Below are 14669 nucleotides of genomic sequence, written 5' to 3'. Positions count from 1 at the left end.
ATTAAGAGACTTTTACTTTCAGATAGGCTTTATGGCAAAAAAGGCAACAAGTAGTACCTCGAAAATTTTTGTTCTCGATACATCGGTGATTTTATATGATCACCATTCCATTATGAACTTTGAAGAACATGATATAGTCATCCCAATAACTGTATTGGAGGAACTGGATCAGTTTAAAAAAGGAAATGATACCAAGAATTTTGAATCCCGAGAATTTATCCGGCTTTTAGACAAACTTTCTAAGGATCAGATGATTCAAAATTGGACACCTTTGAACGGTAAGAACAAGGGCTCCTTTAAAATCATGATGAACCCGGAAAATAAGCTCAACGCCAATGAAATTTTTGGAGAAGAAAAGAATGACCATAAGATTCTAAATGCAGCATTAAGTCTTAAACAAACCGAAACCAATAGAAAGGTTATCTTGGTAAGTAAGGACATCAACTTAAGGTTGAAAGCCAAATCTTTGGATATTGCAGCAGAGGATTATGAAACGGGCAAAATCAAAAATATAAGTGAAATTGAAAATACCGGTAAAGGGATTATTGACAATTTAGACAATGAGATAATCGACGATTTGTATGAAAAAGGCAACCTTACAGGAGCAAGGGTTTTTGGGAAAAGGAAAAAAACTTACCGGAAAACAATACCTTTTATATTTTAAAAGGCCTAGAAAGCAATGCTTCAATTCTTGCTTTTTATCATGCTGAGCAAAATGATTTTTCGAAAATTTCTAAGACTAAAGCTTACAATATAAGTCCTAAAAATGCAGAACAGGCATTTGCATTGAATGCTATATTGGATCCCAATATTAAGTTGATGACCATTCAGGGTGTAGCCGGAACAGGCAAAACCTTGCTTGCCCTTGCCGGAGCTTTGGAGCAGCGGAAAGATTATAAGCAAATATTTTTAGCAAGACCAATTGTACCGTTAAGCAATAAAGATATTGGGTATTTGCCTGGGGATATTAAGTCTAAGCTAAATCCATATATGGAACCCCTTTGGGACAATTTAAAGTTTATCCAAAACCAATATCAAGAAACGGATAAAGAATACCAAAGAATAAACGACATGATCAATCAAGAAAAATTGGTCATTCAACCGCTTGCTTATATTCGTGGACGCAGTTTGTCCAATATTTTCTTTATTGTGGATGAAGCCCAGAATTTAACTCCTCATGAAGTGAAGACCATTATAACCAGAGCTGGAGAGAATACAAAAATAATTTTTACCGGTGATGTTTTTCAGATTGACACGCCCTATCTTGATAGTCAAAGCAATGGACTTTCTTACCTTATCGATAGGGTGAGAAAACACCCTTTATATGCACACATTAAACTTGAAAAAGGAGAAAGGTCTGAATTGGCCAATTTAGCCAATGACTTACTCTAATAAGGAATATGCAATAGCATGACTATTGCATATTCCTTTTTTTGATGTTTTTAATTAACTTTCAGTAATGGTGTTGAGTTTTGCCAAGAAGCTGTTGTAATACTGTCTTCCCACCTGAACAACATCACCTGTTTTTAGGTTAATTTCTTTGGTGTTGAAGCTTTCTATCTGTGCCAGTTGGACTATATATGACTTTTGAACCCTCAAGAATAAATTTGAAGGCAGTTTTTCTTCCATGTCCTTCATTGATTTCCTAATGGTAAAATTTCTGTTTTTAGAGAATATAGTCACCATGTTACCATTTGCTTCCACATAGTAGATGTCGCTGTAATCTACCCTTTCAAAGCTATTGTCAGCTTTGATATAAACTGCATCTACTACCAAATAAGGGCTTTCTGCTATTTTTGAAGAAGCACTCTCAGATAAAGCCGGCCTTGTCCTTTGGTTATATAAAACAATTTCAACCATGGCATGGATGTCATTGCTATTGAAAGGTTTCACAATAAACCCGGCGGGGTGTGTTCTTTTTGCTCTTTCTATGATGGCAGGATCACTATAAGAGGTTACATATACAATAGGAGCATCCACCATCTGCTGGATTATTTCCCCCAACTCAATGCCATCCTTATCTCCTTTCAACTTGATATCCATAAATACCATGTCCGGGCGGATTTTTTTACTACTTTGATGGCTTGGTTTGCAGAATTGGCAATATCAATATTTACATAACCTAAAAGTTGTAATATTTCTTCAATATTTTCGGAAATATTTACATCGTCCTCAACGATCAGTATCCGTTCTTCTTTCATTTCTATACTGTTTTAATTGAAAAATCTAAAAATTAACACTTCAACGAAATTTACAAATAAAATACAAATAAATGCACAGAACAACCAATTAACTGACCATTTGATTTCATTATTTTTTCTTAAAATGGTTATAAACTCATCAGGTCTTTAAATCTAGCGGCCTGCCTTCTACTTACTTCAATCCGTTCTCCTCCCTTTAATGTCACTACCAGCCCACCATTAAACCAAGGTTCGATACTTTCTACCCAACTTAAGTTTATGATATGTTTTCTGCTAGCTCTAAAGAAAGACTTTTCATCCAATCGCTCATCCAATGCATTCAATGACTTGTGAATCATTGGTTTATTTTTCTCAAAATATACTTTGATATAATTACCATCAGATTCAAACAACCTTACATTTGCCAATTTTACAAACCAACATTTGTCGCCATCTTTAACAAAAACCTGATCGTTTAAGGAAAGTTTGTCCTTAGGCAAATCAACCTCCAAAGCCTCTTCTTTTTTTAATTCCTCAAGCTTTTTCTCGAGTTTTTTAAGCGTTTCTGTTAATCTATCCGGCTCAATTGGCTTCAGTAAATAATCCAAGGCATTAACTTGAAAAGCCTGTAAGGCAAATTCATCATAAGCGGTAATAAATACCACCAAAGGGACATAGTCCAACTCCTCAAGTAGGTCAAAACCTGTTTTTTCAGGCATTTGAATATCCAAGAACACAACATCAGGTTGTAGGGATTCTATTTTTTCTTTGGCCTCGTCCACATTTGGTGCCTCCCCTAGAATCTCAATATTGTCATTTTGACTAAGTAAGCTGATAAGCTCTTTTCTAGCCAATCTTTCATCATCTACTACTAATACGCGCATACTATTTATATTTTAACCTAAATTTAACCTTTTTGTTTTGGTATTTTTATTTCTGTAACCACAAATTCATTTCCATAATTGAAAATCTTGAAAGAGGCCTTGTTTCCAAAAATAAGTTTTAACCGTTGAATGGTGTTGGCAATACCGTGCCCCTCTCCCTTTTTCTTGGGTGTTCCGGAAGGTTTTAATTGCCCACTGTTTCTTACCCAAATGTATAAATCATCTAACAGCCCTACTGTACATTTGACTTCTATAATTCCCCCTTTCATCAAATTTGAAATGCCATGTTTGATGGCATTCTCAACAATTGTCTGAAGCATCATAGGTGGAATACGGTATTGATTGGTCTTGGGTTCTACATCGTAAATTACTTTTAACCGCTCCTCAAAACGAATGGATTCAAGGTTCAAGTAGTCTTTCACCGTCTTCATTTCTTCAGATAAGGGAATGGTTTTGTGCTTGTCCACCACTAAGGAATACCTTAAAATATTGGACAGTTGGGTAATGGCAGATTTGGCTTTAATTGGGTCTTCATCTACCAATGCACGGACACTATTCAGTGCATTAAATATAAAATGAGGATTTAGTTGATTGCGTAAGTGTATCAATTTAATTTCATTGATTCTGGCTTGGTATTGAAGACTGGAGTTGTAGTTGTCTAGAAAATAGAATAGAAAATATAACAAGGACCACAGGGAATAATAAAGAAAGCTGGTAAACAGATTGACCATCAATACCAAAGGTCTAAAATCTTGAGGGTAATGTAAGGTGCCAAAAATCCAATTGATTAGGATTTGTGAAAGGGTATTCACCAAGCTCAAAATCAATACAGCTGTCAATACGTGGCTAATTAGCTTGGTGGTAGGGAATTCAAGCCAACTATTGTGTTTAATTTGATACCTAAAAAAATGTGTGGAGACGAAATAGACAATGGCCAAAGAAAAATAGGCACCAATCTGAATGGGGGTAATACCGCGAGCCATGGATACAAAAAACAGGTTGACCAAAGCAAAGCTCAGCCAACCAAAAATTTGTAACAACCAATATAGCTTGTTTTTATTCATTCAAATCCCTACTTCCTCCGGCAAAATTATGTTACTGTAATGTAGCCGATTTGTTCAAAGGTATTTTATCTAGAATTTTATTGATCAGATCTCGGGTGCTTACATTGTCCGCTTCAGCTTCATAATTGAGAATAATCCTGTGATTAAGTACATCTTCAGCCACCTCTTTAATGTCTTCCGGCAATACATAATCCCTACCCTGCATAAAAGCATTGGCCTTGGCCGCAAGGTTTAGGTTAATCGATGCCCTGGGCGAGGCGCCAAATTGAATGTATTTGGCCTCCTCATGCATGCCGTATTTTTCAGGAAACCTAGTGGAAAAGACAATCTCAATGATGTAATTCTCTAAGGCCTCTGCAATTTGAACTTCATTGATAGCGGATCTTATATCGAAAATTTCCTCTTTGTTTAAAATTGGACGTACCTCAGAAGTAAATTTGGAATTGGTCATTCTCCGCATCACTTCCAATTCATCAGCCTTGGAAGGGTATTCTATATTCACCTTCATCATAAATCTATCTACCTGGGCTTCAGGAAGTGGATAAGTCCCCTCCTGGTCTACAGGATTTTGTGTTGCCAAAACCAAAAATGGCTTGTCGAGAGAGAAGGTGTTTTCTCCGATGGTAACTTGTTTTTCCTGCATTGCTTCGAGCAATGCTGATTGTACTTTCGCAGGAGATCTATTGATCTCATCTGCTAAAATTATATTGGAAAATATCGGTCCCTTTTTTACTTCAAAATTTGCATTCAACTGATTGTAGATCATGGTACCTATCAAGTCGGCAGGTAACAAATCAGGGGTAAATTGAATTCGTTTAAAATCCAGATGAAGCACTTTGGAAAGTGTGTTAACGGTAAGGGTTTTGGCTAGCCCAGGTACCCCTTCTAATAAAATATGTCCATTGGTAAACAAGCCAATTAAGAGTCTGTTGACCATCTTTTCCTGACCAACTACAATCTTTTTTACTTCATTTATAACTTCCTGAATCTTCTCCTGATGCATAATGGGTATTTGAAATTTCTATTGATATTTTGCCTATAAGAAGCCTAAATTAGAATAAAACATTCTTTATCACAATTTAGAACCTTTTCTTCTTTTTTGTTTTTTTAATTTTGGTGCTTTTAAAGGGATTTTCGGGTTGTGTCTTTAATGAAATCCCTAAAGAAGAATAAATGGTATCTTGGTCGAATGACCTAACTTCTCCTATCTCAAAACCTTCGATTGTTAAATTTTCTACTGACCACCTAACGAGTCGCAGTGTAGGAAAGCCCACAGCAGCGGTCATTTTTCTTACCTGTCTATTTTTACCTTCTTTAAGACTAATTGCTACCCAAGTGTCAGGTACACTTTTTCTGAAGCGTATGGGTGGGTCTCTTTCGGGCAAAAGTGATTCAATACCTTGAAGGATTTTCGCCTTGGCTTTTAAGGTTTTGTGGGGCTTTTTATTAACACTTATCATTACCCCTTGCTCCAGACTTAGTATGGCTTGTGCTGTGATTTCCCCTTCTACTTGTACCCAATAAGTTCTTTCATGTAAATAGGTGGGGTCAAGTAATAAATGATTGAGCCTTTTGTCATTGGTCAAGATTAATAAGCCTTCGCTGTCTTTGTCTAACCTACCTACAGGATAAACATCCGAAGGGAAGTCTCCAAGTGAACCAAGGGTTTTTCCTTCACCACTAAATTGACTCAAGACACCAAAAGGTTTATAAATGATATAATAACTAAATGACATATTATTTTGACTTACCTCAGCAATTGGAACAATTCATTTAATTGGGGGTAAGAATGATTTCTGTCCTCCGGTTTTTTGCCCTTCCTTCAGGGGTTTCATTAGATGCTTTGGGGTAATAAAAACTCCTTCCGGCAGCTGTTACACGTTCCGGCTGCACATCATAGGCATTGGTCAAGACGCGAACAATTGCTGTTGCCCTGGCTGTGCTCAATGCCCAATTGTCTTCGAACCGGCCCCTAATTGGGACATTATCAGTGTGTCCTTCCACCAATATTTGAATGTCCGGACTATTGTTTATCACGGCGGCCAATTTGCTCAAAGCTTCTTTTCCATCTTTATTTACTGTGGCACTACCTGAAGGAAACAATAATTTATCTTGCAAGGACACATAAAGTTTTCCATCCTGCTCAAATACCTGGAGTTCATCAGATCGGTATTGAACCAAGGCTTTATCAATCGTTGTTTTAAGGCCTTCCATAACTGCTCTTTGTTCATCCAGCAAGTTTTGCAAAAGATCTAGCCTTTCCTGTTGTTCCATCATCCTTTGCTCCTTTGCAGTAAGCTCTTGTTGCACAGAAGATGAAGTTGCAATGGCCCTTTCAAGTTTAGTCTCCAATGCTTCATTTTTTCTATTGGACGCCTCTAAATCTTCTTCCAGCTTATCAGCTTTTTTAATAAATGTTTCAAGGCTATTATTGGTGCTGTCTAGCTTGTTTTCAGTCGTTCTTAAAGAACGCATCATTTCTGCATTCCTTATGTTTACTTCATTGTATTTCTTTTGCGGTACACATGCATACCACAGAGGTATTATCAATACAATGCTTCGAAAAATTATCTTGTTCCACATAATTGTCTTGTTTTAAGTAATCTGTAACGAAAAACATACCAATTTAATGGCTTCTCTTCGAAATTTGGCTTTTTTATACAAATAGTTCAGGAGATCCTACTCCAATTCATTTCATTCTTTCTAAGTCTGGAGAGTTGATCGGCGATAGGTTTGTTTTCCATTTCAATTAGGTGTGGGTCTTTCTCCAGAATTGCTTGTGCTGAAGCCCTTGCTTGTACCAAAATATCGCTGTCTTTGCCAATGTCTGCAATCTTTAAGTCTGTAATTCCCGACTGCTGGGTGCCTGCCAAATCCCCCGGGCCACGTAGTCTAAGGTCCACATCAGCAATCTCAAATCCATCGTTGGTTCTCACCATGGTATCTAGCCTTACCCTACTGTCCTTGCTAAGCTCATATTTACTCATTAATATGCAATAAGATTGGTCTGACCCTCTTCCTACCCTGCCTCGCAATTGGTGGAGTTGAGACAAACCAAACCTTTCGGCATTTTCGATCACCATTACTGATGCGTTTGGTACGTTTACCCCTACTTCGATAACCGTGGTAGCTACCATTATTTTTGTTTCATCTTTGACAAATCGATTCATCTCAAACTCCTTATCAGCGGGCTTCATATTGCCATGTAATATGCCAACGGGCAGTTCAGGGAATGCCCGGCAAATGCTTTCGTACCCATCCATCAGGCTTTTGAGATCGCTTTTTTCTGAATCTTCAATCAAAGGATATACGATATACACCTGTCGACCTTTTGCTATTTCTTTTTCAAAAATCCAAAAACCTTGAGCCGGTCTTTGTCATATCGGTGAACCGTCTGTATGGCCTTTCTTCCTGCCGGCAGTTCATCAATTACAGAAATATCCAGATCTCCATACACCGTCATGGCAAGGGTTCTGGGGATAGGAGTAGCAGTCATTACCAGCACATGTGGGTAAAAATCACTGTTTTTACCCCATAATTTCGCCCTTTGGGCCACCCCAAATCGATGTTGTTCATCAATAATGGCCAAACCTAACTGCTTAAATACCACCACATCTTCCAATAGCGCATGGGTACCTACCAAGAGGTTCAACTCTCCCGATTTTAAAGCTTCATGAATGATTGCCCTATTTTTCTTATTGGTAGACCCGGTTAGTAACGCAATTTTCAAGCCCATTTGTTCCGAAAATCCTTTCAAGCCCTCATAGTGCTGGGTAGCTAGGATCTCTGTAGGGGCCATTAGGCAGGTTTGATACCCTGAATCGACAGCCACCAAAAGGCAAATAAAAGCAACAATGGTTTTTCCAGAGCCTACATCCCCCTGGACCAGTCGGTTCATTTGAAGGCCGGATTTCAGGTTGCTATAAATTTCCTTAATAACTCTTTTTTGCGCATTTGTAAGGTCGAATGGAAGAAATTCTTTGTAAAACTTAGTCAGCAAGCCCGTTTTGTCCAAAACCTTCCCCCTAAATTTCTCAGTTCTGGCAAGGTTCATTTTTAATAAACGAAGTTGTAAGAAAAAGAACTCTTCAAATTTCAAACGGAAAAGAGCTTTTTTTAATGCTTGGTGGCCGGAGGGAAAGTGAATTTCCTTTAGTGCAACCTGTTTTCGTTCCAAGCGCAATGACTGACACAGAGAAAGAGGCAAAGTTTCCGGAACTTTAGGTAAGACCAACGGCAACAGGGTTTCCATTATTTTGGAAATGCCCTTACTGTCTAGGTATCGACTTCTTAATTTCTCTGTGGTGGGATAAACAGGTTGGAAACTTGTCTCTTTCTCCTGTTTATTGGTGAGTGGTTCTATTTCAGGATGTGCTATGCTGATTTTTCTGCCAAATTGCTGGGGTTTACCAAAGACTACCATAGGCACCCCTTTGACCAATCTTTTACTTACCCACTGTATGCCTTTAAACCATGTCAATTCAATGGCTCCGGATTCATCCCTAAATTGAGCAACGAGCCTTTTTTTCTTCCATCACCGATGATTTCTAAAGAGGAAATGGCACCTACAAGCTGTACCTGCTGAAGATCGGCTCGAATTTCATTTATTTTATAATATTTGGTCCGGTCTTCATACCTAAAAGGATAATGTTGTAACATTTCACCAAAAGTGAAAATATCCAACTCTTTATTGATTAGCGCTGCCTTTTGTGGACCAACGCCTTTCAGGTATTCGATTTTAGTATCAAAGAATCCGGACAAATCTAATTAATTAATGTTTCACAGAAACTTTTTTCAGTCGAGATTCAAGCGCTTGGATTTCAGGTCTTTTCCCCATAAATGCCGTGAGCAATTCTGCTTGGTTTTTAGACCGGTGAAGGTTTTGTTCTTTATAATCTACCTGATAATATACATTGCCCATCAAATGGTCCGTTAAAAAGCGCAGGCCCATGATAAGGGTCATCATTTCTGCTCCAAACGGAATCGATTCCATTTCCTTTTCAGTAATCTGCCCGGCCAATACGGTATAAAAGCCCTCAAGCAACCCTTCATATTTAACCATGTCCACATGAATGTTGCCCCAATCCAATGAAGACTCATCTCTGGTACAAGCAACGGTACGGGCAAGGTCCCCGAAATCATAAAATACAAAGCCTGCCATGATGGTGTCCAGATCGATTACTGCATTGACCTTCTTAAGGTCTTCACTGAAGATGAGGTTGTTGATTTTAGTGTCATTATGAGTAGCCCTAAGTGGCAACTGATCACGATAAATTCTAAACTGCTTCAATAACTCCTTTCTGGCCTCATAATAAACGATCATCTCCTCCGTTTCCTTGTCAATTTTAATGGCAGGGTTTTTTAAGGCTTTGTCAAATTGCTCATAGCGCCATTCTAAATTATGAAAATCTTGAATGGTATCTTGGAGCTTGCCGGGGTCTGTTTTAGAAAATACTTTGACAAAGTAAGCAAAAGCTTCCGCAGCGATTTCTGCTTGTTCTTTTTGTTCTATATCATCTCTGGTGAGCCCTGTTACGAAAGGGAAAAGCCGGTATTGCCCACCGTCTAATGTAGTAAATAATTTACCTTTCCGGTTGGGAATAGGTAAAGGCAACACAAAAGGAAGTTTAGCTGGGTCAAAATTTTCCAAAAGATAGCCGAGGTTATTTGAAATTCGCTCGGGGTATTTAAAAACAGTGTCGTTAAATTCTTGTAAAATATAGGATTTGTTGGGGCCATCCACTTTATAAGTCTTATGAATGTGACCCGAACCGAATCTATTGGCTACCATTTGGCCTTCGTCTAACGCGTAAGCAGATTTTAAGGCATCTAATATTGTTTCTTTCATAATTATAATTCAAAAACCCTATAAGGTTAATTATTTTGACACTTTTGGCATTTTCAAATAGTAAATTTACGATACTTTTAAATATATGTTATTGAAAGAGTTTATATTTACTTTTGAAGACATTGCAAACACTTTAAAATGAGTGCTCAGGCTTGGTTCCACAAATATTTAAAGGAATTAATTAAAATAATTGAAAAAGTTTTATTTATTTAGAAAAATTTTCTTCTTACTTGGGAGATAAAAATTATTACATCATCATCATTTGTAGAAAAAATATACCATAAATAAGTCACCATGAATATTTCAATCCTTGATTGGGCCATCATTATTTCATTTTTTGTTATCTCTATGTTAATAGGAGTTTTTGCCTCTAAAACAGCAGGTAAGAACGCTAAAGAATTCTTCCTTTCCGGAAGGAATATGCCATGGTGGCTTTTAGGTGTCAGTATGGTTGCCACCACTTTTTCTGCAGATACGCCAAACTTAGTAACAGATATTGTAAGAAAAAATGGCGTTTCCGGCAACTGGGTGTGGTGGGCTTTCTTGTTGACAGGAATGTTGACAGTTTTTGTCTATGCGAAACTGTGGAGACGTTCTGAGGTGACCACCGACCTGGAATTTTATGAATTGAGGTATGGTGGAAAAGGTGCTGCTTTTTTAAGAGCGTTTAGGGCCTTGTATTTGGGAGTCTTTTTCAATGTTGTAATCATGGCGACAGTTTCTTTGGCTGCGATTAAGATCTTCGGGGTAATGCTTGGTCTTAGTTCTTGGGAGACGCTTTTAATTGTTTCTGTTGTAACTGTATTTTATAGTTCATTGGGCGGTTTGAAAGGAGTTTTACTTACAGACTTTTTCCAATTTTTCATTGCCATGGCCGGTGCATTTGGCGCCGCTATTTATATAGTAAGCCTTCCTGAAATTGGAAGCCTTGATGCCTTGCTTACCCACCCAAATGTTTCTGATAAGTTAAATATCATCCCCGATTTTAGCGATTGGAATTTACTTATTCCTCTATTTATTATGCCTTTGGCAATTCAGTGGTGGGCCACATGGTACCCAGGAGCTGAGCCGGGAGGTGGAGGATACATCGCGCAAAGGATGTTGTCTGCCAAGGATGAAAAGAATGCCATTGGTGCCACACTGTTATTCAATGTGACCCATTATGCCATTCGTCCATGGCCTTGGATTATCATAGCATTGGCTTCGCTAATAATATTCCCACAGTTGAGTGACATGCAAGCAGCCTTCCCAAATATTGAAGAAAGTAAATTAGGGGATGATTTGGCTTATTCTGCAATGTTAACTTTCCTTCCAAAAGGACTGATTGGGATTGTACTTGCTTCGTTGATTGCTGCTGTTATGTCCACACTATCTACCCACCTTAATTGGGGTTCTTCCTATGTTGTTAATGACTTTTATTCAAGGTTTGTTAAACCGGATGCTTCGGACAAAGAACTAGTAGCAGTAGGTAGAATTTCGACCGTAGGTTTAATGGTGCTTGCCGCATTGTTGGCGACGGTTCTTTCCAATGCATTGGAAGCCTTTAATATTTTGTTACAAATTGGAGCCGGTACCGGATTAATATTTATTCTTAGATGGTTTTGGTGGAGAATTAATGCCTATACTGAGATTTCGGCAATGATTGTATCCTTTATTGTAGCCATATATTTTGAATCTATTCACAATAAATTAGGCTTCTATCCGATCCCTGATGATATGGCTTACCTTAAATTACTATTGGGTGTTTCCATTACCACCATTACTTGGGTTGCAGTTACTTTATTGACCAAACCTGAGGATGATGAAGTCTTGCTTGCCTTTTATAAAAAAGTTAGGCCTGCATCACATGGTTGGAAAAACTGTTGGCCAAATATCCTGATGTCAAGGAGGAGTTTGGTCAATTGCCAATGGAGATTGGCTTGATGCTAATCGCTTCAATTATGGTTTATGCCGCCTTATTTGGTGTAGGATTCTGGATTTATGGGGAAACACTACCTGCGATCATTGCCTCTGTGATAGCGGTAGCCGGGGGTGTTCTTGTATTTAGAGGATGGAAAAAAATGAGATAAGAATTTTCGTAGTAATAGTTTGGGATCATGGGAAAAAGGGAAGAAAGTACTTTCTTCCCATGATTTAGTTGGAAAATCCTAATAACAGTTGGATATTAGCGTCTACCAAAATAAATCTTATGGCTAATAAAACGGCTGAAATATTAAAAGACAATAAACTACGGGTAACGAGCTGTAGAAGAGAGGTGCTCAATACATTTCTAGTTAGAAAGATTGCATTGTCTCACGCTGATCTTGAAGATGCGCTGAAGGATAATTTTGATAGGGTTACCATATATAGAACGCTTAAAACCTTTCTAGAAAATGACCTTGTGCATAAGGTATTGGATGATACCGGCGCAGCAAAATATGCATTGTGCAATCATGGTACAGATGAAGCGCATCATGACCATGAGCATGTCCATTTTAAATGTGAAAAGTGTGGGAATACCAGTTGCTTGGAAGATATCTCCTTGCCTAAAATTTCCTTGCCAAAAGGATATAATCCCAAAGAGATGAGCCTCCTAATCCAAGGGACGTGCAATAAATGTAAATAAATTAAAAATGAATGGGCGTTTTTTCCTTTTCATCAGAAGGCCACACTATGCCCGGTGGTAAATCAATAACCGGAGGAGTATTGGTTTCTACACCTCCATCGCCATCATCATCGTTGTTTTTCCTGTTTCGCTGAATTTTTGACTTAGTAAGCGTGGCCACGAAGTATATCAATACTACATAGGCTATGCCACATAAAATCAAATCTATCACCAGGCTATTCATCATATTGAACGTTTGATGTTTAAGTTACAATAATAATTTGAATATATCAACATGTAATCCGGGAGATTGAACCAAGATCAGTTGTGCAAACTCAAGCAAAAGTTGGTCCAAATTGTGGGAATTTCTCTCCAACATTCCAATTGGAAGGAAGCTGAGTGAATCTTTAGCTATTTATGTTTTATTGATTGAAATAGAGCAGGATAAATTCTATTTGGGTCTTGCGGTGGGTTTGACTTTCTAAGTGCTACAATTTGAATGAAATTTAATAAAAAAGGCTTCTGTCTAACTTTACCATTCTCATTGAGCCGAAAAAGTGTAAAAAAGTGTAAAGGGATGCCAAATAAACTTGCTATCTAATGGATAAGGTAAGATATTTGCCCAGCAAAATGAATATTTAAAAATGATCGTAAAGACAAAGAAATATAAACTGGAAACAGGCACCTATATCAAACAAGGGTTGATGAATATTTTAAAGGAGCAATGGTGGGTAGTTTTGATCGCAATTGCCATCGCTTGTGGCTATTTTTGGATCCCTTCTTGGTGGTGGATAAGTATGGCTATTTTGGCCTATGTTTTATATTGGCTTTTTTGGGTAATACAATTTGCAGGGGTGACCCAAATGGAGCAAAATAAAGTCATGTTTGAAAAGCTTTCCTATGAAATTGATAGTAGGCAGATCCTTATGAAAATCAATAGCAAGCAAGGAATGCCAATCAAATGGGAAATGGTAAAAGATGCCCAGATTAAAGACGATGCTTATATTCTTGTGTTGTCCAAGGCACAATTTATTCATCTTCCTTTCAAGATTTTCAATTCCCAGAATGAAGTTAAATTTGTAGAGACTATATTGAAAAGAAAAGGTTATTTAGCCTAATTGCTATTTCTGTTTCATAAAAAAAGGGCAGGTATTGATTATACCTGCCCTTTTTGTCTTTTATTAATGGCCTATAAAAAGCTATCTGCTTTTCTGTAGGCTTTGTGACTTACAGCTTCCCCTCTTTTCCGGAGCCAAAATTGCCGTGTTCCATGCCACAAACTCCTTTGTATCCTTTTTCATAAATGTATTTAAAGACATTTTGAAAGTTGATTTCTCCAGTTCCGGGTTCTTTTCTACCAGGATTATCTCCTATTTGTATGTAGGCAATTTCATCCCAACACATTTCCATTAATGTAATAAGATGCCCCTCGTTTTTTTGCTGATGGTAAATATCATAGAGAATTTTACAGCTAGGACTATTCACTCCTTTACATACAAGGTAGGTTTGTGGGGAATACCTGAGGTATAAATCAGGGTTATCACTTAGTGGTTCAAGCACCATTGTTAAGCCATGTGGTTCTAGGATTTCAGCTCCTTTTCTTAGGGCTTCAATGACATTGGCATTTTGTATGTCCAAGGGTAAATTCCTTTGGAAATTTCCAGGTACCACTGTTGTCCATTTTGCATTGACCCTTTTGGCAACTTCTACAGCTTTTTTGCAACCGTCAAGAAATACATCTACATGTTCCTGCTTACCAGCAGCCAGTGTATTGGCACCATTTCCTCCTTTATCTAGAACAAAGACACCCATGGTCATCCCCAGTTTGGCCAGATGATTGCCAATTTTCTCCTGCATGGCAGGCGTTCTTTTCATCATGCCATTGTCTTCTAGACTTCTAAAGCCTCGCTCATGCATGTAGGTAATTTGATCAAGCAGGTCATCTCCTGCAAGATTTTTGAACATACCAAAATGAGGGGCATAGTCCAGGTTGAATGTAGCATCTGCTTTTGTGGAGGCCGCCTGAACGGTCGGATTAGTCCCTACACCCACCATTCCTGCTGCGGCTGTACCTAAGGATACGTTTCGAATGAATTTTCTTCTTTCCAT

Annotated in this window: 9 protein-coding genes and 5 pseudogenes; 4 read left to right on the top strand and 10 right to left on the bottom strand. The window is 38.0% G+C overall.

Features of this window, described 5'->3' with window-relative positions:
- Window positions 1-31: 31 nt before the first annotated feature.
- Window positions 32-1392: pseudogene (locus WG932_RS20100) on the top strand (PhoH family protein).
- A gap of 54 nt (window positions 1393-1446) precedes the next feature.
- On the opposite strand, the pseudogene WG932_RS20095 reads toward WG932_RS20100, so the two are convergent.
- The 8 genes and pseudogenes from WG932_RS20095 to WG932_RS20060 all read right to left on the bottom strand — a co-directional run bounded on the left by WG932_RS20095 (window position 1447) and on the right by WG932_RS20060 (window position 9976).
- Window positions 1447-2201: pseudogene (locus WG932_RS20095) on the bottom strand (LytR/AlgR family response regulator transcription factor).
- A 128-nt stretch (window positions 2202-2329) separates the two neighbouring features.
- Window positions 2330-3064, bottom strand: a complete 735-nt coding sequence (locus tag WG932_RS20090) for a LytR/AlgR family response regulator transcription factor (RefSeq protein WP_014019685.1) — start codon at window positions 3062-3064, stop codon at window positions 2330-2332.
- Window positions 3065-3087: 23 nt separating this feature from the next.
- Window positions 3088-4128, bottom strand: coding sequence for a sensor histidine kinase (locus WG932_RS20085; RefSeq protein WP_149393094.1), 1041 nt, complete (start codon window positions 4126-4128; stop codon window positions 3088-3090).
- Window positions 4129-4159: 31 nt separating this feature from the next.
- Window positions 4160-5131, bottom strand: coding sequence for an AAA family ATPase (locus WG932_RS20080; protein WP_014019683.1), 972 nt, complete (start codon window positions 5129-5131; stop codon window positions 4160-4162).
- A 76-nt stretch (window positions 5132-5207) separates the two neighbouring features.
- Complete coding sequence (locus WG932_RS20075; RefSeq protein ID WP_483085172.1) at window positions 5208-5864, bottom strand: pseudouridine synthase; 657 nt, start codon at window positions 5862-5864, stop codon at window positions 5208-5210.
- 37 nt (window positions 5865-5901) lie between these two features.
- Window positions 5902-6711 (bottom strand): OmpA family protein, encoded by an 810-nt coding sequence (locus tag WG932_RS20070; RefSeq protein WP_483085171.1) that lies wholly within the window; start codon window positions 6709-6711, stop codon window positions 5902-5904.
- Window positions 6712-6797: 86 nt separating this feature from the next.
- Window positions 6798-8889: pseudogene (gene recG, locus WG932_RS20065) on the bottom strand (ATP-dependent DNA helicase RecG).
- A 10-nt stretch (window positions 8890-8899) separates the two neighbouring features.
- Window positions 8900-9976 carry a phosphotransferase enzyme family protein gene (locus tag WG932_RS20060; protein WP_483085170.1) on the bottom strand — a complete coding sequence of 359 codons (1077 nt, stop codon included), beginning with the start codon at window positions 9974-9976 and terminating at the stop codon, window positions 8900-8902.
- Between the two features lie 294 nt (window positions 9977-10270).
- Between WG932_RS20060 and WG932_RS20055 the strand changes: the two are divergent.
- Both WG932_RS20055 and WG932_RS20050 read left to right on the top strand, forming a co-directional pair.
- Window positions 10271-12045: pseudogene (locus WG932_RS20055) on the top strand (sodium:solute symporter family protein).
- A gap of 119 nt (window positions 12046-12164) precedes the next feature.
- Window positions 12165-12581 carry a Fur family transcriptional regulator gene (locus WG932_RS20050; RefSeq protein WP_014019677.1) on the top strand — a complete coding sequence of 139 codons (417 nt, stop codon included), beginning with the start codon at window positions 12165-12167 and terminating at the stop codon, window positions 12579-12581.
- A 1-nt stretch (window position 12582) separates the two neighbouring features.
- Here the strand turns inward: WG932_RS20050 and WG932_RS20045 are convergent, their stop codons facing one another.
- On the bottom strand, window positions 12583-12804 hold the full coding sequence (locus WG932_RS20045; protein ID WP_149393140.1) for a hypothetical protein: 222 nt from the start codon (window positions 12802-12804) through the stop codon (window positions 12583-12585).
- Window positions 12805-13204: 400 nt separating this feature from the next.
- On the opposite strand from WG932_RS20045, the gene WG932_RS20040 reads away from it, so the two are divergent.
- A complete protein-coding gene (locus WG932_RS20040) occupies window positions 13205-13678 on the top strand; it encodes a YcxB family protein (protein ID WP_014019675.1) in 474 nt (157 codons plus the stop codon).
- A 71-nt stretch (window positions 13679-13749) separates the two neighbouring features.
- On the opposite strand, the pseudogene WG932_RS20035 reads toward WG932_RS20040, so the two are convergent.
- Window positions 13750-14669 (bottom strand): annotated as a pseudogene (locus WG932_RS20035) (hydroxypyruvate isomerase family protein).

Source organism: Cyclobacterium sp. SOCE241 (genome assembly GCF_056867545.1).
The sequence above is the reverse complement of the archived record's forward strand: the minus strand, read 5'-3'. Positions and strand labels throughout refer to the sequence as shown.